The sequence below is a fragment of the Pseudomonas sp. FG86 genome (genome assembly GCF_057808775.1).
Window position 1 is genome coordinate 1 of record NZ_JBMDIS010000002.1, and the last position, 21,360, is coordinate 21,360.

Consider the following 21,360-nt stretch of genomic DNA (forward strand, 5'->3'; position numbering starts at 1 on the left):
ACTCTTCAGGCGGATGACCTCGGGGCTGGAGGTGATGCATTGAAGGGAAGGCAGTCTGTTCAACTATACCAGTGGTATAGGCGACGGTGGCCTTCGGTGGACTCTTCAGGCGGATGACCTCGGGGCTGGAGGTGATGCATTGAAGGGAAGGCAGTGTGTTCAACTATACCAGTGGTATAGGCGATCATGGACGTCGTTGGACTTAAACGTCATTGATGGCACGTGGGCGCTGCTTTCACCTGCCGAGCAGTGAGCGTAGCCGTGCGATGTTCTCTCGGGCGACTTCTGGGTCGACAGCCTGCATTGGCTGCGGTTTTGGAGGTGGGCTTACCGGGGGGCTGGCTGTCTTCTGACCGACCCAGGCGTGAAACTCACCCTTCATGGCCTTTTGAATGATGCCAAACAGGTAGCCCGCAGGGTTACGCACTGAGCTTGCCCGACAACGTGCATCCCATTCGTCGATGATGGCTTGGTGCAACTCGGCATCCACAGGCTGCATTGCGGTCAGCGCGCCTGATTGCTGCTCTGCTTTGAGTGACAGGAAGCGTTCGGGTAGGCGAAGTTTTCCCCGCTCGCGCGGTACTGTACGTACTTCTTTTATTTCTTTTTCTTTACGTACAGTACTATCGGTCTTCGGATTCCGAAGTGAGTCGGTTTTATTGGGTTTTACGCCTGCTTCGGATTCCGAAATCGGGAAGGCAGGATTCCGAAGTAAGTCGTTGGGACCTTCTTCGGATTCGTGGTCATCCCCAGGTTGTGGATAACTTTGCTCTTCGGTCCAGCCTTGCGCCGCCAATCGCTGCGACAGCACTTGGAGCCTGCTCGGCAGTACCCGCCCGCGGAGCATAGGGTCGTCGGCCATTTCTTTGAGCGTGTGCACACCGACACGCTGGACGGACTTGCTGGCGTGATTCAATGCCTGGCTGACCAGCCCCAAATAATCCGGGTCGAGCTGAATGGCTTCATAGGGCGTCAGAGGCTCGTCGTGCAGCACATAGAGATTGCCCTGGATTCGTCCTGTTTTCGGATCACGACGGCGCCTCACCAGACTGATCCAGCGCGTCAGGCGCAGCAGCGTTAGCGCCCGCGCGACGGTCTCATGGGACGCACGAGCCGTGCACGGCATTGAGGCCAGATAGGGGCAGAGCTGATCGTAGGTGGGGAAGGCGGTGACCCCATCGTCGTTGAGCAGCAGACGAAAGACCTGCCAGGCATTTCGTTCAAGCGGGGTCAGCCGGTTATCCAGCAGCAATGCACGTGGCACGCTGTCCTGGCGGTTGCCGCTGAAGATGAATCCATCAGAGGGAGGGGGTGCCGGAGTCGGCGCCGGTGTTGTGTCCGGGGGAGGTTGCATGTGCTGCAGTGCCTGGTCGAATAGCTCCCCCTGCGATACGGGGCCGCGTGAATGACGTGGACTGCCCATCAGACCAGCCCTTCATCAATCCACCCTCGGATAGCGCTCCAGATCACTGAGATGGGCAGTTCCGTGCATTCGGCAAGGTCGGCTGTAATAGCAAGCATGGCCATGTCGTCGTTCAACGCGGTACCACGTTCTTTGACGGTTGCTGACCAGCGATGCCAGAGATCAGCGTCCTGCTCTTCTGTCAGGACCGGATACCGGCCCTTGCGTTTCGGTAGGCCGATGACATCGCGCCTGAGGGCGATCTCCTGGTGGGTCAAACCGTAGAACTTGCTGATGAGTTCCGTGCTCGCTCCCAACCGCAGAAACCGATCGATTTCTTCAATCTCCCGGGTGACATCACTCACCTGGCTCAAGAGATGATGCAGTACCTCCTTGTTCACGCTCACTGAGCACCATTTGACGGTTGCGTTGGCCAGGAGACTGGCCATGGCCGGGTGCTTGAGTGCCTCCAGCGCCGCGTCGTCGAACCCCATGGATTTTGCCCGGCGTAGCTGGCCGTTGCGCAAGTCGTGGAGCGCTTGCGCGATCACGGCCTGATTGAGCGGATGGGGATCGGGCATGGCGGCCATCCTTATGATCCGTTCATGGCGGTGTCGCCATCAGTGATGCCGGCCTCGATGTCCAGCAATCGCCTGGCAAGCCTCAACAAACGGAAAAGCTTCACCAGCCCACTGTCGCTCAGACGCACGACCTGCTGTGATGAGGGCGTACGTACCTGCCCCATTAAAAGAGCGCCCAGGTCCTCGGCCAGTTGTGCTGTGTTGATGCGTACAGGCAACGTGCCGACCGGCTGATAGGGGGCGCTCAAGGCATGCAGCAGTGACAGTAGCGCGCCAGGGAGATTTGATGGCGTGTCCAACTCGCCAAACGTTCGTGCGCACGTGAAGCCGATGCCCTCGTTGCAGGCGGCGATGCCATCATCCAGACCTGCTTCGTTGGCTATCTCACGCGCGAATTGAGCGATGTGGATGCGCAACCGATCGGGTGTATCGAGGCTGGGATCGATGTACCAGACATCCGAGATCGGATAGAGACCTCCCGCCTGGACAGGGATGGCCTGCAGGACGTTTGTTCCGAAATCAGGTGGTGTCTCGCCGGTGTGGTCAGCCACCAGTCGCTGGATCGACTGCAGGCGATCGGTGGTCTCGGCAGGCGAAACGATATGTTCCTGAAACAAGACCGAGCGATCGTCCTTGTCCTGTTGGTCCTCAACCGCGTCGGCCGGAGGACGTGTTGCAGATCCACCTTGTAGCGTATGGGGCTCGCTTGCAGATGTTCGGGATGTCTCCGTCGTCCGCGGTGTGGATTCTGACGGAGGCGGTGCGACCGTCGATGGCAATGTTGACTGGCTCGTGGGTGTCTGTCCGGTAGTCGCCGTGCTGGACGTGCTATTGGGGTCACTATTCAGCAGTTGCCAGCGTTTCTCGGAATCGGTGATCTCGAATGCCAGCGTGTCATAGTCCACCCCGAGCAAATCGGCCATTTGACCGATCAGCTCATCCTGTACTCGCTGCGCCGCAAAGCTGCCTGGGGAGTCAAATACCATCAGGACGTCCTGGAACAGCGTCGCAAAATCAATGCTCGCACTGTTTCTGGTAACGCGCGCATCCCAGATCCGGGAACCGGCCCTACGCAGGCTGGTCAGTTGCTCGACTTGGGGGCGTCCGAGGCCGGCATAGAGCACGTTCGGTATCGCCGGCAGCAGGAACTGGATCGCCTCCTGCATGCGGCTGATGTGGGGCTGGGGCACGGGGTAGCCATCAGCCTTGAGGCGTCGGGCAAGCTCTGACTGCGACAGCGATTTCCCATCCTCCTGCTCATAGAGCTCACGGACTTTTTCGATGCCCAGGGCACGTTCGATGAACGACAGGCCGCCGTGAAGTTCGTTTTCTGCCAGATGTCCCGTCAGGGCAACGATCTCACCGCGCTCCGGCCATGGGCGGAACAGGCAGCCGATACGGAAGAATCGCTCGTCTTTGCTCTCACTCCACAGATCGCGCAGTATCGCCAGGCGCGTGTTGCCGCCGTTACGAATGATGTAGTGATCGGCACCGGGGCGACGGGTGATCGGCGGCGGGGCATCCAGCCCACGCTGGAGGATGGACGCTTTGATCTCCTCGTACAGCGGATTGCGCGTCAGCCTCGGATCGAGCTCATAGGAGCGCAACTGGTCCAGCGTCACCACCATTGGAGTATCGGCGATCGGGTCCGTCAGGGCATCTGCAACGGGTCCGGAGCGTCCCAAACCGTCGATCATCAGTTTGTTGGCCATCTCTTGAGGGGAGGTATCAGTCATAGTCGCCCCCCTCCTGAGCAGGGTGCTCGACCACTGTGGCGTGACGTTGTGCGCGACGCAGCATGGCGCGCGCATTGCGTTCTGTCCGGTGATCGCTGGCTGTCGAGCTGGTATAAATCGGCGGTAAGCCCGGCTTGACGAATTTGAGGTGCCCGCCAGGTGTTCGGGAGACATTCCAACCCTCGCTCAGGGCATGTTCAATCAGCGGAAGGAGTCGCTTGTGGCCACGGGCCAGTTCATGGGCGTTCGACATGAGCATGTCTCCCCTCAAACTTCCCGGTGACCAGGGCGAACTGTTCCTGCCATTGCGGGCACAGTTCGCTGGCCAGCCCGCGGACAATGTCCAGTGCGGCTGCCGCGACTCGGCCAGTGGGCCGTCGGTGCTCAACCCGATGGACCGGCAAACCACGCGTTGCCGCTCGGGGAAATGCCTCGATCGCGGGGATCTCGGTACGCAGGACGTGAACCCCTTCCTGATCTCGGTAGATCAAACGCAGTGTCTGTTGGATCAGCTTTGCATTGGCTGACACAGCAGGTACGCGGTTGAGCAGGAGATGAAGGTGTGGCGGGTTAATGCCCAGATGCCTATAGGGGGCGATGTCTTCGATGAGCTGCAGAGTGCCTCGGCGCATTTCACGCGCGGCGAGGATCTCGGGTGTTACGGGCGAGACCGCCTGCTCGGACGCAAGCACGGCCATTTCGAGCAGCACACTGCGAGCGCCTTGAGTGTCGAGTAGCACCAGGTCGTAATGCGGCTGAAACACCGGTAGCAGGTGCCGCAGTCGAAGCCGCCCATCCGGTGCATGCAGCAAGAGGGTGTTCAACTGACGATGCTCGTCATTGGACAGAATGACGTCCAGCCGCTCTATGACGGTGCGCGATACCAGGCGCGCAATGTCGCGCTCGTTGAATGCCAGCAGCTCATAGATCCCGCATGGAGCGCGACGGGCAAGCTCGTAGTAGGATGACAGCGTCGGCTGCATATCAAGATCGAGCAGCAGAACCCTTAGGCCGGCATCGGCGATAAAGCCGCCGAGGTTCGCGGCTACGGTGGTTTTTCCTACGCCGCCTTTGGTCGAAATAACAGAAATCACCTGCATGGCGTGCTCCTCTTTGGCAAGGAATGGGGAGCTCAGTCAGACGCGTTCTTTAAGACGGTCAGTGATCCACTGGTCGATCTCAGCGGAGTCCCAGCCAACGGCACGGACGCCAAGTTTTATGGCTTTGGGGAATTGTCCCGCCTTCATGAGGCTGTAAAGATAGGCGCGCTTGAAGCCTGTCTTGGCCTCAACTTCCGGGCGGCGAAGGATGCGTCGCTCCGGGGCTGGAGCAGGGTTCTGTTCAGACATAGCGGTCACTCCTTAATGCTCAGTGGCACTTCTCGGGTTGACCCGTATTGAATCGCTGCCACCCCTGAAGCACATCAAACAATAGGACGGTTCTGACCACCGTATTGATGTTCCGTCATCCGGCTGCGAGGCAAAGCATTGCGGCCAACTCTATCCGTGGAACTGACACTGTTAAAAGGTTCGGCGTCTTGATAAATAGTCCGTCTGACGGACGCTCGCTGTTTAATCTACGCGCGAGTGAGCGCGGCATTTTCTGTCATGCGGGCGACAAAAAATGTCCGTCAGTAACGGTAGGTTGCGATTGACAAGCGCTACAAGCTAGCGCGCTTGTGCATGAGCCGGTGCACACCAACTGAATTCAAAGGCTATCCCCTTTATCTCGCGACGATGAAGGGGATATTTGGGTCGTGCTCCAGACAAAAATGTATGGAACTTAATATGAGCGTCCATTACTGAGCATGGAATGATCATCGTCACTCATTGGTCATGCTTCCCCCGATTTGTTGCGCTCTTTTAATGAAGCGTTCCAGATCTGCTGAAATTGACCTCTCCGGTACAACGATGAATGTTGCCGTGTCGGGGATATCATCGACAACCGGCCGAACAATTACGTCAGGGTGGTTGTAAATGGAGAGCTGCGATTCCAACCCGATACCAATGCCATAGCCTGCGGCCACCAGCATCATCATGGGCTCATGACCAGAAACATGTTCAGCAATGTTGGGAGAGGGCAACGAATCGTCCTCAAACCAATGATTAATGACGTTGTGTCCTCCGGCGCAACGTTCAGGATGGCAAAGAATCAGGGGGTACCGGAGTGCTTCCCCAAGAGGCACTTTATCCAGCGAAAGCAGCGGATGGTGAGTGGGAATAGCAATCGCAGGGCGTTCGGCCCAAACCCTTAACTTTGTGAAGCCACTGGTGGCTACTGTGCTGTCTACAGTGAAACCCGCATCTGTCTCGTCGTGTAAGAGCGCGTTGTGCATCTCGTTGACGGTCATTTCAACGATCCGAATTTCGGTGGTAGGTTCCTCTTCACGGCACCGAGCCAGCAGCTGTGTTAGCCGAGGCTGAGCCAGGCTATCGGCGATGGCTATACGTACCCTGCCGCGATAGCCCTGGGAGGCCGATTGCACTCGTGTCAGGGCGTTATCCATGAAGGCAAGTACGCGACGAGCCTCCTCACGGAAAATCTCCCCTGGCCAAGTCAGCTGTATACGCCCCTTGGTGCGATGGAGCAGTCGGACACCGAGATAGGACTCAAGATCTCTTATGGCTCTGGACAACGGGGAAGGTTCGATGTGAACTCTGGCCGCCGCACGAGCAAAGCTTTGTTCTTCAGCGACAATAAGGAAATAGCGCAGGTGACGTATCCTCATGGTGCATCTTCCTTGTTGGTTGTTGACATGCTCTTTGACCGCGGGCAGTGCACTGTTATTCGCGCACTGGTAGTGGTTTCGGTGAACCGCTGTGTGATGCAATCCACGAGTTTTGACGCGGCCGACGTTGACATGCACAGGTCGCAATCGTGTGACTGCTTCCAGAAGTGTTGATCCTACCGGCGTCTCTACGTGCCCCTGGAGTTGCGACAGGTACTCGATCGGTGGCGCGGCCGCCGCCGTGCGCGCGGGTGCTTTGCAGAGCGCAGATCGCTGCTGGCAATCGCCGAGACGTTGCGTTACGAGCGGGGCTGAGCTGGTCTGAGGATTAGGGCTGGGCTGTCATGGCGTCCTCACGTGCACTGCCGGCTTCACTTCGGTGGTCGTCAGAAAATAAAATCGCATCATTGCAAATCAAAAGGTTACGGTCTGCGAGTCATTTAGGAATAAAGGAAAGCCGCATTAGTTTTTAAAGAACGTGCCGGCGCGGCCAGTGATCACTCTGAAACCATAGGAAAAAGCCTTGCGGGCAATACACACAAACTCCACTTGGCTGTAGATGCGCATGGCTTGCCTGTGGCGCTCCGTCGATTGCGTCAGCAATGATCTGCGACTGCGTTACCCTGATATGTCCCGAGCCACTCCCGCATGGGCCTCTCTCGATCAGAGAATATGCGAAAATTTTTAACAGGCAGCTGGATTTTGCCTACTTCCTCTTAGCAGTCGCGCTTCCAGCGGCGCCCTTATCGAGTTGAGCCTGGAGTGCATCCCTATGTTCGGGATGGGCGATTTCCAGCAATTTTGTGGTTCGCTGATTCAGAGTCATACCGCGCAGATCTGCTATGCCGTACTCGGTGACGACAATGACCGCATCGCTACGTGCAATGGTTACCGGTCCGTTTAACCTCGTCACGATTCTGCTGTGGCGGCCTGCGGTAGCGGGCAGGGCGATGATGGGCAATCCACCTTTTGAGCGCCGTGCGCCACGGATAAAATCGACCGCTCCGCCGATGGCGCCGACGTAGCTGCCTGCGGCCGACTCCGAATTGACCTGACCGGTCAGGTCGACTTCGACGGCTGAGTTGATCGCTACCAGTTTGTCGATGCTTTCCAGTATGTGCGCATCATGGGTATAGCGTGTCGAGCGTAATTGGATCGCCGGGTTATGGTGAGCATAGTCATGCAGCAGGCTGGTTCCCATGAGAATGCCACCGATGCTGATGCCTCGGTCGATCGTCTTGCGCTGGTTGGTGATAGAACCGCTTAGCATCAGGCGTGCTACACCGTCTCCAAGGCTGCCTGAATGCACGCCCAAATGGCGATGGTCGCCTAGTGCACTCAAGACGGCATCGGGAATGGCGCCGATGGCTGCTCCCTTCGTTCAACTGCCACAGGAAAAGGCCGATGGCGCCGCACATCATCAATACTGAAACCATGAGTATCCGCCAGATAAAGAACCCGGACAGTAGCGCTTCGCCCGGTGGTCGTGGCGGGCGCTTCATGATGCCGTGCTCTGCGGGTTCGAAGGCGAGGGCCAGACCCAGGGTGCTGGATGTGACCATGTTGATCCACAGTACCTGGGCGGGGGTGAGCGGCAGTGTCAGTTCAAAGAGGATGGCCGCAATCACGACCAGGGCTTCGCCGCCATTGGTGGGCAGCATGAACAGGATGAATTTTTTCAGGTTGTCGTAAACCGCCCGACCCTCGCGGACGGCTGTGGCGATCGTGGCGAAGTTATCGTCGGCCAAGACCATGTCGGACGCTTCCTTGGCTGCCTCCGAACCCTTCATGCCCATTGATATGCCGACATCTGCGCGCTTGAGCGCGGGAGCGTCGTTTACACCGTCGCCGGTCATTGCCACGACATGACCGTTGTTCTGCAACGCGTTCACCAGCCGCAGCTTGTGTTCCGGGCTGGCCCGGGCAAACACATCCACTTCATTCGCGACCTGACGCAGGGCTTCGTCATTCATCAGAGCCACTTCTGCGCCGGTAATGGTGGGTTTGCCGACGCCGATAGCAAGCTGTGCACCGATGGCACGTGCAGTCTCCGCGTGGTCGCCGGTGATCATTTTTACCCTGATGCCTGCACGATGGCATTCGCCAACGGCCTTGATGGCCTCCTCACGCGGTGGATCGACAATACCGACCAGAGCCAGCAATGTCTGACCGGACTCCGTATCCTCAAAGGTCAGGCGATCCTCCTTCGGCATTGAGCGTTTACAGGCCAGGGCCAGTAGCCGCAGTCCCTGGGCTGCCGTATCTGTGGTCATACGACGCCAGTAATCGACATCGAGCGGGTGTTCGCCATCGTGGTTCAACTGTGTGTCGCACATATCGAGAATGCGTTCGGGGGCGCCTTTGACGAATATCCAGGACTGGCCATTGCTGTCCCGATAGTGGGTGGCCATGAAGCGGTGTTGTGATTCAAAAGGGATGGAATCCAGGCGTGCCCAGGCATCCTGGATGAAACCGGTCTTGTCGCCCAGGACGAGTAAGGCTCCCTCGGTGGGATCGCCTTCAATGCGCCACAGGCCGTCTTCATTGCGCAGATGAGCGTCGTTGCACAACACGCCGGTGCGGATCGCCAGACTGAGCGCAGGATAATGGGCCGGATCGATGATGCGCCCGTCAATGCTGCAATCGCCGACCGGCGCATAACCCACACCGCCGACATCAAACACATGGCCGGCGCACACCACACGTTGCACGGTCATTTCATTGCGGGTCAACGTGCCGGTCTTGTCGGAGCAGATGACCGTCACCGATCCCAGGGTTTCCACGGCCGGCAGACGACGGATGATTGCGTTGTGTCGGGCCATGCGTTGGACGCCGAGCGCCAGGGTCACGGTCATGATTGCCGGCAGGCCTTCGGGTATCGCCGAGGCGGCGAGGGCGACGACCATCATGAACATTTCCGCCGGTGGATGGCCGCGCCACAGGGTGCCGAGCATGAAGGTCGCCAGGCAACTGCCGAGAATGGTCACGGCCAGCATCCGCCCGAACCGATCCACCTTGCGCAGCAACGGCGTGGCCAGGCTCTGGATATCCGCCAGCATCTGATTGATTTTCCCGAGTTCGGTCGACGTGCCAGTGTCGACGACGATGCCGGTCGCCTGGCCATAAACCACTACCGTGCCGGAATACGCCATGCAATGCCTGTCCCCCAGCGGGGCATCCGGTTGTACGGCTTCGATACCTTTTTCGACCGGAAGGGATTCACCCGTTAACGCGGCTTCTTCGATGCGCAAATCCCTGACGGCCATCAGGCGTAAATCCGCCGGCACCCGGTCACCGGAGGCGAGCAGGACCAGATCGCCCGGTACCAGGTCTGCGGCATCGATCTCGTGGTGAACGCCATCGCGAATCACCATGGCATGGGGGGCGAGCATCGCGCGAATGGCATGCAGCGCGCTTTCTGCCTTGCCTTCCTGGATAAACCCGATGATCGCGTTGATCACCACGGCGGCGAGCAGTACGCCGGTATCGACCCAATGACCGAGCAGGGCGGTGATGAATGCCGAACCGATAATCACGTAAAGCAATATGTTGTGAAATTGCGCCAGCAGCCGAAGCACAGGCCCCCGGCGTTTGGGTGGAATCAGTTTGTTCGGACCATATTGGGCAATGCGGCTGGCAGCTTCTGCTTCCTGCAAACCTTCTGGCCCGGTCTGCAACCGATGCTCGACGTCCTTGATGCCGAGCGTATGCCAGGAGGCTGGCGAGTGGGGAACCGGCGGAGCGTTAAAAGGAGCTGTCATGGGGCTGGCCTCTTCCGTGGCTGGGATCAAAAGAGCGTTTTTACAACCTTGCTCAGGTGATCACGATCACATCGACACCAGGACATCGCACTGGGATTCAGCCAGAACATGTTTGGTGACGCTACCCACCAGCAACTCCTCCAGTACGCTCTCGCCATGCCTGCCCATCACGATCAGATCGCAGTCCAACTCTTGTTCCTGCTCGACAATGCGCCAGGAGGGGTCACCATGTACCACGACCAACCGCGCGTCAAAAGGCGACAGTCCGGCTTCCTCGCGTAATGCATAAAGCCTTTCTGTGGCCTCCTTCCTGGCGAGAACCTGATAGTGATCGAGGATCTCGGCATCAATATTGGCAAAACGCAAATTCCCCTCGAAGGGCACCTCAAACACATGCAGCAGAATGATTTCGGCGTGAGGGGCAATGGCCCGGGCGTCCTTGATTACACGTAATGACGAGGGCGAGAAATCGACCGGAATGAGCAGGGTCCGGTACCCTTGGCGTGGCGTCTGCTTGACCACCAGAACGGGGCAAACCATGCGACTGAGCAACCTTTGGGCTGTCGAACCCAGGAGCAGATGACGGGCCACGCTCTCTCCCTTGGCACCGCAAACCAGCAGCTCGATGGCCATCTCATCCACCTGTCTGGTCAGCTCCGTGAGAACCGGACCTGGCAGGACGTGCGCCCCGGCAGCAACGTCATAGCGCTGCAAGAGCGTGGCGCCAAGCTGCTCAAGCTTCTCCCGCGCGGTCTCGAGCACCCGCTCAAGCAAGTCATCCTGAGGCACCATCATTTGTCTGAATCGCTCCAGCGGCGCGAGGTTCGCCACGTAAAGCAAATCGAGTGCGGCCGACAATTCCTTACTCAACATTGCCGCGCGCTCGGCGGCGTGGCGGGCGGGTACGGAAAGGTCGGTGGCGGCCAGTATGCGGTTTATCCGGATCATTTGCGTCTCCTTGCGATGTCGGCCCTGAAGGCTTTCTCTGATCCTGCCGCTGGCTACAGGGACGGGTTTGATCTACGTCAAACATTCAGAAACGACAATTGTGTCCGGATGTAAGCTCATTACCTGCGCAATTGAGCCGCCAATGCCACGGCATCTGCTCCGGCAGGGAAGTGCAGTTGTCCGGTCGTATCATTTGCCGCCTGCCAGACGGCTTCGGCCACGTTAAGTTCGGTGGTGTATTGCGCAGTGCCCAACGAGGCAAAAATACTGTGGGCCAAATCGGCGTAGGCCTCGGGAATCATCCCTGCCATGCGTTCGCCGGCATTGTCGCCGAAGCGGGTAGTAGGGGCGTAGCCAGGCTCCACCAGTTTGGCGTTGACGTTGAAGGTGGCCAGTTCCAGAGCCAATGAGCCGGTAAAACCCTGGATGGCCTGCTTGCTGGCGGTATAGACGGCGACCATCGGCATGGACACCAGGGTCGCGCTGCTGGTGACGTTCACCACTACCCCTGAACGACGGGCGCGCATCTGCGGAATCACCGCCTGGGTCATGGCCATCACGCCGAATGTGTTGGTTTCAAAAACTTGCCGTGCAGTTGTCATGGGCGTGGCTTCGAATGCACCGAACAGGCCGATGCCGGCATTGTTGACGAGTACATCAATCGGCCCGCTGGCCTGGAGCACTGCGGCGATGCTCTGCGCCTCGGTCACGTCGAGTGCGAGGACCCTCAAGCGTTCCGAGGGTGGCAACAGCGCCGCGTCGGGAGTGCGCATGGTAGCGATCACGTTCCAGCCTCTGGCGAGGAAGTAACGCGCTGTTTCAAGGCCGTAGCCGGAGGAACATCCGGTGATCAGGACGGTTTTCATGGTATATCCAGATAGTGGGTGTCGTGATGAAGATAATCTTGATGCCGAAGACTCTCTATAATCTGAAGTTCATATTTCATTCGTATAAGTCTCGATATGAGCGATCCCCTGTCCGACGTTATTGCACTGCTCAAACCCCGCGCCGTGTTTTCCAAAGGCATCAGCGGCGCCGGGGGCTGGGGCGTGCGTTATTCCGAGTTTGGTCTGCCGAGTTTCTGCGCGGTCCTGGAAGGCAGTTGCCGTCTGGCCGTTGATGGTCAGCCTGAATTGATCCTGCTGGCGGGGGATTTCCTGCTGTTACCGAGGACGCCGGCTTTCACGCTTTCGGGGTTCGACCCGGTAGACCCGGTGACGCGAGTGCCGGTGTATGGCGCCACGCAGGCAGATGAACTGCGCCATGGCGACCCCGATGGCCCCGCGGATGTGCGTCTGCTGGGTGGCCACTTCGACTTCGAATCGCCCGACGCGGCGATGCTGGTGGCGATGCTTCCAGAGCGCATACATGTTCGCGGCGTCGAGCGTCTGGCGACGTTGGTGCACTTGCTGCGTGAAGAGTCGACGACGCAGGAAGCAGGCCGTGAATTGATTCTCACGCGGTTGGTGGAGGTGCTGCTGATTGCGGCGTTGCGCTCGATAAAGGCCGAGCAGACGCCCCCCGGCTTGTTACGCGGGCTGGCTGATCCGCGTCTGGCCAAGGCGCTGCGGCAGATGCACGGCAATCTTGCCCATGAGTGGACGGTGGCGCAATTGGCAGGCGCTGCCACGCTTTCCCGGTCCGCCTTTTTCAAGCGATTCATCAGCACCCTGGGCCAGGCGCCGATGGAATACCTGCTGGTCTGGAGGATGGCGGTCGCCAAGGATCTGCTTCGTCGTACACAGCAGGGCATGGCCGAAATTGCCGAAGGTGTCGGTTATCGTTCGGCCAGCGCGTTCAGCACCGCGTTTACCCGACATGTGGGCGTGCCGCCCAGCCACTACGCTCGTGGTGCGCGCCAGACAAACCGCCAGGTGTTGTGGAGCGCGACCCTCAGTTAGTGGCTGCAAAGCCCTTTCAGTCGTCCATTGCAAAGGACTAAAAGGGGAGAGGTAACGACGCCTTCTCCCGCACCACGCCGGTGCGCTGCACCATGGGGGCGCGGAAAAAACGGGATCTGCATTGAATTGCAGTGTCGTGACGGTGTTGCCGTGCAGAATGCGCCGATTCAATCGAATCAATGAGTGAATCAACCCAATCGAATTTGGGTGGCAGGCGACTGAGCGGCTGTCGATTGTGCCAAAAGACCACGTCCGAATAATGGTTCATTTGAATCATTCGTTTTTTTTATGGCACAGCTGTTGCAATTTCATCTGCATCTTCCGCATTCATTCGTGGTTATGCCGATGGACCGTGACCTTCTTTGCGCACAGCTGAAACAGCAGTTCGAAACCTTTCCCCGGCAAGAACGCGCTGCAGCCAGTTTCATTCTGGATAACCCGCATGAGGTTGCGGTGATGTCCATGCGTGATCTGGCGCGTCTGGCCAATGTGCCGCCTTCGACCATGACACGCCTGGCCAAACGTATGGGCATGGCCGGGTACGACGAATTGCGTGAATTGTTCATCGATTCGTTGCGCGGGCACAACAGTGCCTATGGCTCTCGGGCCCATGATCTGGTCGAACTCAAGCAGCGCGTCGGTGCGCACCGCGTGATCGAGGACATGGCCAACAACGCCATCGAACAAATCCAGCTGATGTGCAGCCAGGAAAATCTCGAATCGATTTCACGTGCGGTAGCCTTGCTCGCCGGTGCCCGCCAGGTCTACTGCCTGGGGATGCGTTCGTCGTTCGGCGTCGCGTTTCAGTTCTCCCATGTAGCCTCTTATTTCGCGAAGAATGTGCGTCTGGTCGAAGGTGCTGGCGAAAGTGGCGTGATGTCGATCATCAACCAGACCAGTCCGAAAGATGTAGCGCTGGTGTGCAGTCTGCCGCGTTATTCGCGACGTCTGATCACCCTGACCAATTACCTGCACCAGCAGGGCGTGCGCATCATTACCATCACTGACAGCGTCACCTCGCCAACCGCCAGGTTGGCAGCCGAGACGATCATCGTGAAAAACCAGACACCGTCGTTCTACGACACCATCGTGCCGGCCATGTTGGTCAGCGAAATTCTGGTGGCGTTGATGTCGGCCACTTCCAGTCAGAACACCGAAGCCTCGGTCACCCACACCGAAGAACAACTCCTGAGCCTTGGAGAGTGGTGGGACCTGGGTTGACCGGGCGCCGCGCTTTCATCCGCACCTGTTTTCGAACCTCGAGCCGCTTAACCCCCGGAGCACTATCATGACCGTCAATCCGTGCAAGCCCTTTAAAACAACCCTCATCGTGTCGGGACTCTGCGCCCTGCTTTCCTGCACATTCGCCCAGGCGGGGGAGGCCCTTGATCACATCCTGAAAAGTAAAGAGCTGCGTGTCGCGGTGCCGGTGGATTACCCGCCTTACGGCTATGTCGGCCCGGACATGGAGCCTCAGGGCCTGGATATCGACGTGGCGAGGCTGATGGCGAACAAGCTCGGCGTGAAGCTTGAGCTGGTGCCTGTCACGGCACCTAACCGAGTGGCCTACATTCAGTCGGGCAAGGCCGATTTCACCATCTCGTCGCTGGGCAAGACACCTGAGCGCGAGAAAGTGATCGACTACAGCATCGCCTACTCACCGTTCTTCGACGCGGTGTTTGGTGCCGCTGCATTACCGGTCAAGTCCTTGGCCGACATGGCCGGCAAATCGGTGTCGGTGACCCGTGGATCGATGCAGGATCGCGAGCTGACCGACTCGGCGCCACAGGCCGTGGCCAAGCGTTTCGAGGACAACAACAGCACCATTTCTGCATTTGTTTCAGGCCAGACCCAAATGGTCGCCATCGGCACCACGGTCGCGGCCTCTCTCAAGCAGAAAAACCCGAACCTGGACATCGCGCTCAAGGTCGTGCTGTCCAACGCGCCTAACTACATCGGCATGAACAAGGATCAGCCTGAGCTGCGTGCCAAGGTGAACGAGATTATTCGTGCAGCCAAGGCAGACGGGACATTGGACGCCATTTCGCAGAAATGGCTCGGTGCCCCGGCAGGCGAGCTTCCAGAATAACCATGAGCGACCTTATCCCAACCCTCGTTGCGCTATCGCGCTGGAGCTCGACAGTCCGTCTGGAGCATATTCCGCCCGCGGTCCGGCTCGCTGCCAAGCGCTGCCTGATCGATACGATCGGGGTCACTCTGGCGGGCAGCGACAGTGACGTCGCCACTCAGGCGCGAACGGTCAGTCTCGCAGTCAGCACCAGCGGGCACTCAGTATTGCTGGGGCATGCACAACGACTAGGCGCGCCGGCAGCGGCCTTCGTCAACGCGACTGCCGGACACGCGCTGGACTTTGACGACAACTGCTATCCGGGCGTCGTCCATGGATCGGTGGTGATCATGCCGGCCGCCCTGGCCGTGACGCAGATGCGTGACCTGGATGGCGCGGCGCTGCTGACGGCGTTCGTGGTCGGGTCCGAGTGTGAATATGCACTGGCCAAGGCGCTGACTCGACAGCTCTATGAGCGTCGCTGGTGGACTACAGGGTTGCTGGGTGTGGTAGGGGCCTGCGCGGCGGCGTGCCATGCCCTGGGGCTCGATGCCGAACGTACCGCATCAGCGCTGGGTATTGCGCTGTCCAGCACGGGCGCCATGAAAGCCGCTTTTGGCACCGACGCCAAGGCCTTGATGGCCGGGCGCACCAGCGAGGCGGGGGTGATTGCCGCTTTGCTGGCCGAGCAGGGCAGTCGCGGGCCGGTGGATATCGTCGAACATGCCAATGGTCTGGCGGCGATGTTCAACGCGGGTGTGCTCAAGGCGTTGCCACTGCCGGGGCAGCACTGGAACCTGCTTGAGCCCGGTGTCGACATAAAGCGCATCCCGCTTTGCCTGTCATCTCATGCCGCCGTGGATGCGTTAAAGGAAATGCTCAGGAGCGGCGTGGTAGTGGTCGAGGATATTGCCGAAATTATCTGCGATGTCCCGCCCATTGTGATCCAGAACCTGACCCATGACTTACCCACCCAACGCCAGCAAGCGCAATTCAGCATGCCCTTCGCCATGGCCGGCACCTGTCTGCTGGGGGAAATCACGCTCGCCGTCCTGACGCCCGAAACGATCAGTCGCCCGGACATGCAATGCCTGATGAAGCGGGTGCGTATGTGCAGCAGCGAGCGCTGGGATACCGAACGGCTTGATGACGCCCCTGAAGGCGCGTGGGTCAAGGTGGTACGCAATGACGGCAGCATCGTCGAACGGTTTTGCGCAATGCCTCTTGGGTCAGCTGTCAATCCACTGTCTCAGGCACAACTGCGCGACAAGTTCATGGGCTGTACCACACCGGGCATGCCCACATCCCAGGCGCAAGGACTGCTTGAACGCCTGGAACAGCTGGAGCGGATCCCCCGGGTTCGCAGCCTCCTGCCTTACTCACATCCTGTCGAGCAGACCGACTCATGACACTAGATTTCTCTGTGGTACTTGCTCAATGGCCGTTGTTGCTGGACGGATTGCTATTGACGGTGTTCCTCACGCTGTTGTCGGCAATTTTCGGCACCGCATTGGGCATTGCCTGTGGCCTGGTGCGCAGCAAAGGTCCCGTGTGGGCGCGCTGGACAGTAGGGCTGTATGTCGAACTGATTCGCAATACGCCGTTCATCATTCAATTGTTCTTCATCTTTTTCGGGCTGCCGGGCCTGGGGCTGAAAATGACCGCGCTGACCGCTGCGATCCTGGCCAACGTGATTAATCTGGCGGCCTATGTCAGCGAGATTGCCCGTTCCGGGATCGAGGCGACACCTGACGGGCAAATCGAGGCGGCGCAAAGCCTGGCGCTGGACCGCTGGCAAATCTTTTCCAGGGTGATCCTGCCTCCAGCGCTCAAACGGGTGTGGCCGGCTCTGGTTGGCCAGATGGTCATCATCATGCTCGGATCGGCGGTGTGCAGCCAGATATCCACCGAAGAGCTGACCTACGCCGCGAACCAGATCGCCAGCAACTCATTCCGCAATTTCGAAACCTACATCGTGGTGGCAGGCCTCTATCTGCTGCTGTCCATCGCCCTGCGCCGCCTGCTGAACTGGGTCGGTCCGCGCTTCATCTTCGGCCGCTGAGGGAAATCCCTATGTTCGAATTCACCGTCTGGGATATCGCACGCAACCTGCTGTTGGCGATGCGCTGGACCATTGGCCTGTCGCTGATCGCGTTCATCGGTGGCGGGCTGGTGGGGGCGTTGCTGGTGATATTGCGTTTGACCGGGAACCGAATGGTGCGTGGCCTGGTGATGCTGTATGTCCAGTTGTTTCAGGGTACTCCGTTGTTATTGCAGTTGTTTCTGGTCTATTTCGGCCTCGCCATGTTCGGCGTCGAAACCACCCCGGTGGTGGCCGCTTCGGTGTGCCTGACCCTGTACGCCAGTGCCTATCTCACCGAGATCTGGCGCGGCAGCATCGGGTCTGTCGATCGCGGTCAGTGGGAAGCGTCCAGTAGTCTGGCGCTGAGCTTCAGCGAACAGATGCGCTACGTGATTCTGCCCCAGGCATTGCGCGCAGGTATCGCGCCCACCGTCGGTTTCATGGTGCAGGTGGTCAAGGCCACGGCGCTGACCTCGGTCATCGGTTTTGTCGAAATGACCCGCGCCGGCCAGATCATCACCAATGCCACTTTCCAACCTTTCTTCATCTATGGCTCGGTCGCGTTGATGTACTTCGCGCTGTGCTTTCCGCTGTCGTGGTACAGCCGCGTACTTGAACAGAAACTTCGCCGATAGGGGCTCGTCAATATGAATCACTCACACACTCACGAGCCCGGTCACGACTTTGCATTGGTCGATATTCGCGGTCTGCGCAAGCGCTTCGGCGACAACGAAGTACTCAAAGGCGTGGACCTGCAGATTGCCCGCAAAGAAGTGGTCTGCATCATCGGCAAGAGCGGTTCGGGCAAGAGCACACTGCTGCGCTGCCTGAATGGGCTTGAACAATTCCAGGAGGGTAGCATTGCCGTTGACGGCCAGCCGATCCGCCAGGATGACCGCCAGGCCATGCGCGAACTGCGGCAGAACGTCGGGATGATTTTCCAGAGTTTCAATCTGTTCCCGCACCTGAGCGCCGGACAAAACGTGATGCTCGCCCCGCGTCTGGTGCAAAAAGTGTCCAGCGCTGGTGCCGAACGCCATGCCCGCAAATTGCTGGATCGCGTCGGGCTGGGCGAACGCTTCGATGCCTTCCCTGATCAGCTTTCCGGCGGCCAGCAACAGCGCGTCGCGATTGCCCGTTCCCTGGCGATGAACCCGCAGGTATTGCTCTGCGACGAAATCACTTCAGCCCTGGACCCCGAGCTGGTCGGCGAAGTGCTGCAAGTCGTCGAAGGGCTCGCCAAAGAGGGTATGACGCTGATCATGGTCACCCACGAAATGGCCTTTGCGCGCAGGGTCAGTGACCGGGTGATTTTCATGCATCAAGGCCAGGTTCACGAGGCCGGTGATCCCGAGACACTGTTTGGCGCCCCGAAAACCGCCGAGTTGCGACGTTTCCTGTCCATGGACAGTTGATCGTTCAGCCCGTGATATCACTCTTTCGTCCAACTTTCCCACTGCCCGTTCAGGAGACACCCATGGATTTTCCATTGACCGTACCGCCTTCCAAAAAACACCAGAGCTTTCTGTGGTCGCCGATCTGCACTGACCTCGACCAGCTCGACGCCCACGTCGCCATTATCGGCATGCCCTTCGGCAAGGCCTATGTGGCCGAACACATCACCAATGACCAAAGCAAGGCGCCGGACGCCATTCGCGCCATGAGCGACCGCATCTGCCGCGCTCTGCATCATTACGACTTCGATGTGGGAGGACCGATCTACGACAACCGCGCATTGAAAGTCGTCGACTGCGGTAACGTGCCTGCCGATCCGGCCGATCTGAGCAGCCATGGCCTTCGAGCCGAGCAGGCGGTCCGCAAGATTCTGGAGGCGGGCGCCATGCCGATTATTCTGGGAGGCGACCACAGCATTCCAATCCCGATCCTGCGTGCTTATGAAGGTCGCGGTCCTATCACACTGATCCACATCGACGCACACCTGGATTGGCGTGATGAAATCAATGGTATCCGCGATGGCCTCTCCAGCCCGATCCGTCGTGCGTCTGAGATGGATCATATCGGCGAAATCTTTCAGATCGGCCTGCGTGCTCAGGGCAGCGGCCGGCAGACGGATTTCCAGGCGGCGGTGGACTATGGCGCACACTTGATCACGGCTTATGAAGTCCATGACAACGGCATGCAGTCGGTGCTGGACCGCATTCCTGACAATGGCAACTACTACCTGACCATCGATGCCGATGGCCTCGACCCGTCGATCATGCCCGGTGTCGCCGGTCCTGCACTGGGCGGTGTCAGCTACGTGCAAATGCGCAAACTGATTCATGGTCTGGTCAACAAAGGCAAGGTCGTCGGCATGGACATCGTTGAAATTACACCAACGACTGATGTTAACAACATCAGTTGCATCACGGCAGGCCGGCTGATCGTCAACCTGATCGGTGCCGCTGTACGCGCCGATTATTTCGACGCTGCGCCGCTGTAACTCGAAGCTGTTCCCGGAGCAAACCCGAAGGCCAGGGAGTGGCGCTTCCCAATCTTTTTTCCTTGTCGATAAAGCCAGGTCAATCATGCCCACTCACACGCGTATCCGAATGTTCAACACCAAGGACACCTATCCCAATCAGTCGCTGGACAATGATCTTTGCCAGGCCGTTCGCGCCGGCAATACCGTTTACGTCAGAGGTCAATTGGGCACCGACTTCGACGGTAATCTCATCGGTCTGGGAGACGCCGGCGCCCAGGCGGAGCAGGCCATGAAAAACGTCAAGCAATTGCTTGAAGAAGCCGGCAGCCAATTGCAGGACATCGTCAAAATCACGATCTACCTGATCGATCCACGCTACCGCGAAGAGGTCTATCAGGTCGTTGGCCGATGGCTCAAGGGCATTTTCCCGATCTCCACCGGGCTGGTGGTGTCTGCGCTGGGCCAACCACAATGGTTGATGGAGATCGACGTGATTGCGGTGATTCCTGACTGATCGTCGCGGGTCCATAAACGGTCGATCTCGAGCCCACCGAAAGCAGGTTTCACATGAGCACCAGCATTAACATTCTTCGCCGTCTGATCAGCTTCAATACGGTGTCATCGGAGTCAAACCTGGCGTTGATCCAGTATGTAAGCGAGTTGCTGGGCAGCAAGGGCATCGAATGCAAGCTGGTGTTCGACGAACTCGGCAAAAAGGCCAACCTGTTTGCCAGCGTGGGGCCGACCGATCAGCCCGGTGTATTGCTTTCGGGTCATACCGACGTGGTTCCGGTTGAGGGCCAGCACTGGACGACCGCTCCGTTCAGTGCCACGGAAAAAGACGGCCGTATCTATGGCCGAGGCAGTTGCGACATGAAGGGGTTCATTGCCTGTTCGCTGAATGCCATGCTCATGGCTGCGCAAATGCCGCTCAAACGTCCTCTCCAACTGGCGCTGTCGTATGACGAAGAAATCGGTTGTGTCGGCGTTCGACGATTGATCGACGTCCTGGAACTGGCGCCGATGAAGCCTTACCTCTGCCTGATCGGTGAACCTACGCTGATGCAATTGGCCCTGGGTCACAAAGGCAAGTCGGCGATGCGGGTTCATTGCCAGGGTGAAGCCGGGCATTCTTCTCTCGCACCCCTTGCGGCCAATGCCATTCACCTGGCCAGTGACTTCATCGACGTGCTACGCAAGGCTCAGGCGCATCAGGCCGAGCACGGGCATCAGGACCCTGCCTATGACATCCCCTACAGTACCTTGCATGTCGGTCTGATCAACGGTGGCAGAGCCCTGAATATCGTTCCGGACACGTGCAGCCTGGACATAGAGATTCGCTATCTGGCCCAGGACAGCCAGACGGCCATGATCGAAAACTTACAGACACAAGCCGAGCGTATTAGCCAGCAGGCGCGTCGATTATCGCCGCTGGCGAACATCCAGATTGAACAGCTTAACCATTATCCCGGGCTCGACACGCACCCCACGGTAGAAGCGGTACGCTTTCTGCAGTCGCTGGCCAGTCCCGGTACACGCTTCACGAAAGTCGCCTTTGGCACCGAGGGCGGTCTCTTCGCGGACCGGCTGTCAGTGCCGGTGGTGGTTTGCGGCCCAGGCTCCATTGAACAGGCACATAAGGCTGACGAATTCGTGAGTTGCGAGCAGTTGCGCTTGTGCGCAGAGCTGCTGGATCGGTTGGTGAATTCACTGCGACACTGAGGTCT

Annotated in this window: 21 protein-coding genes and 1 pseudogene; 11 read left to right on the top strand and 11 right to left on the bottom strand. The window is 58.7% G+C overall.

The window, feature by feature from the left end; genetic code table 11:
• Positions 1-235 precede the first annotated feature (235 nt).
• The 7 genes from ACODSV_RS01225 to ACODSV_RS01255 all read right to left on the bottom strand — a co-directional run bounded on the left by ACODSV_RS01225 (position 236) and on the right by ACODSV_RS01255 (position 6,447).
• The gene (locus ACODSV_RS01225) at positions 236-1,423 is read right to left on the bottom strand and encodes an STY4528 family pathogenicity island replication protein (RefSeq protein WP_489044472.1); all 1,188 of its coding nucleotides are present in this window, start codon (positions 1,421-1,423) and stop codon (positions 236-238) included.
• Positions 1,423-1,983, bottom strand: coding sequence for a DUF2857 domain-containing protein (locus tag ACODSV_RS01230; protein ID WP_489044474.1), 561 nt, complete (start codon positions 1,981-1,983; stop codon positions 1,423-1,425). Before ACODSV_RS01230 ends, ACODSV_RS01225 begins: the two co-directional genes overlap by 1 nt.
• 11 nt (positions 1,984-1,994) lie before the next feature.
• On the bottom strand, positions 1,995-3,719 hold the full coding sequence (locus ACODSV_RS01235; protein ID WP_489044476.1) for a ParB family protein: 1,725 nt from the start codon (positions 3,717-3,719) through the stop codon (positions 1,995-1,997).
• On the bottom strand, positions 3,712-3,972 hold the full coding sequence (locus ACODSV_RS01240; protein ID WP_489044478.1) for a type II toxin-antitoxin system HicA family toxin: 261 nt from the start codon (positions 3,970-3,972) through the stop codon (positions 3,712-3,714). The genes ACODSV_RS01235 and ACODSV_RS01240 overlap by 8 nt, the downstream gene beginning before the upstream one ends.
• Entirely contained in the window at positions 3,956-4,819 is an 864-nt protein-coding gene (locus ACODSV_RS01245) for a ParA family protein (RefSeq protein WP_489044480.1), read from the bottom strand. Before ACODSV_RS01245 ends, ACODSV_RS01240 begins: the two co-directional genes overlap by 17 nt.
• Before the next feature lie 36 nt (positions 4,820-4,855).
• A complete protein-coding gene (locus ACODSV_RS01250; RefSeq protein ID WP_046482923.1) occupies positions 4,856-5,068 on the bottom strand; it encodes an AlpA family transcriptional regulator in 213 nt (70 codons plus the stop codon).
• A gap of 473 nt (positions 5,069-5,541) precedes the next feature.
• Positions 5,542-6,447, bottom strand: a complete 906-nt coding sequence (locus tag ACODSV_RS01255) for a LysR family transcriptional regulator (RefSeq protein WP_489044482.1) — start codon at positions 6,445-6,447, stop codon at positions 5,542-5,544.
• A gap of 480 nt (positions 6,448-6,927) precedes the next feature.
• Between ACODSV_RS01255 and ACODSV_RS01260 the strand changes: the two are divergent.
• Positions 6,928-7,026: pseudogene (locus ACODSV_RS01260) on the top strand (IS5/IS1182 family transposase); the annotation flags it as partial.
• A 127-nt stretch (positions 7,027-7,153) separates the two neighbouring features.
• On the opposite strand, the gene ACODSV_RS01265 reads toward ACODSV_RS01260, so the two are convergent.
• From ACODSV_RS01265 to ACODSV_RS01280, 4 genes are all read right to left on the bottom strand, one after another.
• Complete coding sequence (locus ACODSV_RS01265) at positions 7,154-7,648, bottom strand: acetyl-CoA hydrolase/transferase C-terminal domain-containing protein (RefSeq protein ID WP_489044484.1); 495 nt, start codon at positions 7,646-7,648, stop codon at positions 7,154-7,156.
• Positions 7,626-10,208 (bottom strand): cation-transporting P-type ATPase, encoded by a 2,583-nt coding sequence (locus tag ACODSV_RS01270; protein WP_489044677.1) that lies wholly within the window; start codon positions 10,206-10,208, stop codon positions 7,626-7,628. Before ACODSV_RS01270 ends, ACODSV_RS01265 begins: the two co-directional genes overlap by 23 nt.
• Before the next feature lie 66 nt (positions 10,209-10,274).
• Positions 10,275-11,156, bottom strand: a complete 882-nt coding sequence (locus ACODSV_RS01275; RefSeq protein ID WP_489044486.1) for a universal stress protein — start codon at positions 11,154-11,156, stop codon at positions 10,275-10,277.
• Positions 11,157-11,275: 119 nt separating this feature from the next.
• Entirely contained in the window at positions 11,276-12,022 is a 747-nt protein-coding gene (locus tag ACODSV_RS01280) for an SDR family oxidoreductase (RefSeq protein ID WP_489044488.1), read from the bottom strand.
• Positions 12,023-12,118: 96 nt separating this feature from the next.
• Between ACODSV_RS01280 and ACODSV_RS01285 the strand changes: the two genes are divergently transcribed.
• The 10 genes from ACODSV_RS01285 to argE all read left to right on the top strand — a co-directional run bounded on the left by ACODSV_RS01285 (position 12,119) and on the right by argE (position 21,355).
• Complete coding sequence (locus tag ACODSV_RS01285) at positions 12,119-13,057, top strand: AraC family transcriptional regulator (protein WP_489044490.1); 939 nt, start codon at positions 12,119-12,121, stop codon at positions 13,055-13,057.
• Between the two features lie 345 nt (positions 13,058-13,402).
• Complete coding sequence (locus ACODSV_RS01290; protein WP_489044492.1) at positions 13,403-14,278, top strand: MurR/RpiR family transcriptional regulator; 876 nt, start codon at positions 13,403-13,405, stop codon at positions 14,276-14,278.
• 67 nt (positions 14,279-14,345) lie between these two features.
• A complete protein-coding gene (locus ACODSV_RS01295) occupies positions 14,346-15,146 on the top strand; it encodes a transporter substrate-binding domain-containing protein (protein ID WP_489044494.1) in 801 nt (266 codons plus the stop codon).
• 2 nt (positions 15,147-15,148) lie between these two features.
• On the top strand, positions 15,149-16,534 hold the full coding sequence (locus ACODSV_RS01300) for an MmgE/PrpD family protein (RefSeq protein ID WP_489044496.1): 1,386 nt from the start codon (positions 15,149-15,151) through the stop codon (positions 16,532-16,534).
• On the top strand, positions 16,531-17,187 hold the full coding sequence (locus ACODSV_RS01305; protein ID WP_489044498.1) for an amino acid ABC transporter permease: 657 nt from the start codon (positions 16,531-16,533) through the stop codon (positions 17,185-17,187). Before ACODSV_RS01300 ends, ACODSV_RS01305 begins: the two co-directional genes overlap by 4 nt.
• A gap of 11 nt (positions 17,188-17,198) precedes the next feature.
• Positions 17,199-17,843, top strand: a complete 645-nt coding sequence (locus ACODSV_RS01310) for an amino acid ABC transporter permease (protein ID WP_489044500.1) — start codon at positions 17,199-17,201, stop codon at positions 17,841-17,843.
• Between the two features lie 12 nt (positions 17,844-17,855).
• On the top strand, positions 17,856-18,623 hold the full coding sequence (locus tag ACODSV_RS01315) for an amino acid ABC transporter ATP-binding protein (protein WP_489044502.1): 768 nt from the start codon (positions 17,856-17,858) through the stop codon (positions 18,621-18,623).
• 62 nt (positions 18,624-18,685) lie between these two features.
• Positions 18,686-19,651: an agmatinase gene (locus ACODSV_RS01320; protein WP_489044504.1), complete on the top strand. Its 966-nt coding sequence runs from the start codon at positions 18,686-18,688 to the stop codon at positions 19,649-19,651.
• 85 nt (positions 19,652-19,736) lie between these two features.
• A complete protein-coding gene (locus tag ACODSV_RS01325; protein ID WP_489044506.1) occupies positions 19,737-20,147 on the top strand; it encodes a RidA family protein in 411 nt (136 codons plus the stop codon).
• A 53-nt stretch (positions 20,148-20,200) separates the two neighbouring features.
• On the top strand, positions 20,201-21,355 hold the full coding sequence (argE, locus tag ACODSV_RS01330; RefSeq protein ID WP_489044508.1) for an acetylornithine deacetylase: 1,155 nt from the start codon (positions 20,201-20,203) through the stop codon (positions 21,353-21,355).
• Positions 21,356-21,360: the final 5 nt, after the last annotated feature.

Bases quoted from the DNA above. Each gene is read 5' to 3' on its own strand.
- ACODSV_RS01250 (WP_046482923.1), bottom strand. From the start codon at position 5,068: ATGTCTGAACAGAACCCTGCTCCAGCCCCGGAGCGACGCATCCTTCGC.
- ACODSV_RS01265 (WP_489044484.1), bottom strand. From the start codon at position 7,648: ATGGGAACCAGCCTGCTGCATGACTATGCTCACCATAACCCGGCGATC.
- ACODSV_RS01305 (WP_489044498.1), top strand. From the start codon at position 16,531: ATGACACTAGATTTCTCTGTGGTACTTGCTCAATGGCCGTTGTTGCTG.
- ACODSV_RS01290 (WP_489044492.1), top strand. From the start codon at position 13,403: ATGGACCGTGACCTTCTTTGCGCACAGCTGAAACAGCAGTTCGAAACC.
- ACODSV_RS01240 (WP_489044478.1), bottom strand. From the start codon at position 3,972: ATGTCGAACGCCCATGAACTGGCCCGTGGCCACAAGCGACTCCTTCCG.
- ACODSV_RS01270 (WP_489044677.1), bottom strand. From the start codon at position 10,208: ATGACAGCTCCTTTTAACGCTCCGCCGGTTCCCCACTCGCCAGCCTCC.
- ACODSV_RS01230 (WP_489044474.1), bottom strand. From the start codon at position 1,983: ATGCCCGATCCCCATCCGCTCAATCAGGCCGTGATCGCGCAAGCGCTC.
- ACODSV_RS01300 (WP_489044496.1), top strand. From the start codon at position 15,149: ATGAGCGACCTTATCCCAACCCTCGTTGCGCTATCGCGCTGGAGCTCG.
- ACODSV_RS01310 (WP_489044500.1), top strand. From the start codon at position 17,199: ATGTTCGAATTCACCGTCTGGGATATCGCACGCAACCTGCTGTTGGCG.
- argE (WP_489044508.1), top strand. From the start codon at position 20,201: ATGAGCACCAGCATTAACATTCTTCGCCGTCTGATCAGCTTCAATACG.
- ACODSV_RS01245 (WP_489044480.1), bottom strand. From the start codon at position 4,819: ATGCAGGTGATTTCTGTTATTTCGACCAAAGGCGGCGTAGGAAAAACC.
- ACODSV_RS01225 (WP_489044472.1), bottom strand. From the start codon at position 1,423: ATGGGCAGTCCACGTCATTCACGCGGCCCCGTATCGCAGGGGGAGCTA.
- ACODSV_RS01295 (WP_489044494.1), top strand. From the start codon at position 14,346: ATGACCGTCAATCCGTGCAAGCCCTTTAAAACAACCCTCATCGTGTCG.
- ACODSV_RS01255 (WP_489044482.1), bottom strand. From the start codon at position 6,447: ATGAGGATACGTCACCTGCGCTATTTCCTTATTGTCGCTGAAGAACAA.
- ACODSV_RS01315 (WP_489044502.1), top strand. From the start codon at position 17,856: ATGAATCACTCACACACTCACGAGCCCGGTCACGACTTTGCATTGGTC.
- ACODSV_RS01325 (WP_489044506.1), top strand. From the start codon at position 19,737: ATGCCCACTCACACGCGTATCCGAATGTTCAACACCAAGGACACCTAT.
- ACODSV_RS01275 (WP_489044486.1), bottom strand. From the start codon at position 11,156: ATGATCCGGATAAACCGCATACTGGCCGCCACCGACCTTTCCGTACCC.
- ACODSV_RS01280 (WP_489044488.1), bottom strand. From the start codon at position 12,022: ATGAAAACCGTCCTGATCACCGGATGTTCCTCCGGCTACGGCCTTGAA.
- ACODSV_RS01320 (WP_489044504.1), top strand. From the start codon at position 18,686: ATGGATTTTCCATTGACCGTACCGCCTTCCAAAAAACACCAGAGCTTT.
- ACODSV_RS01235 (WP_489044476.1), bottom strand. From the start codon at position 3,719: ATGACTGATACCTCCCCTCAAGAGATGGCCAACAAACTGATGATCGAC.
- ACODSV_RS01285 (WP_489044490.1), top strand. From the start codon at position 12,119: ATGAGCGATCCCCTGTCCGACGTTATTGCACTGCTCAAACCCCGCGCC.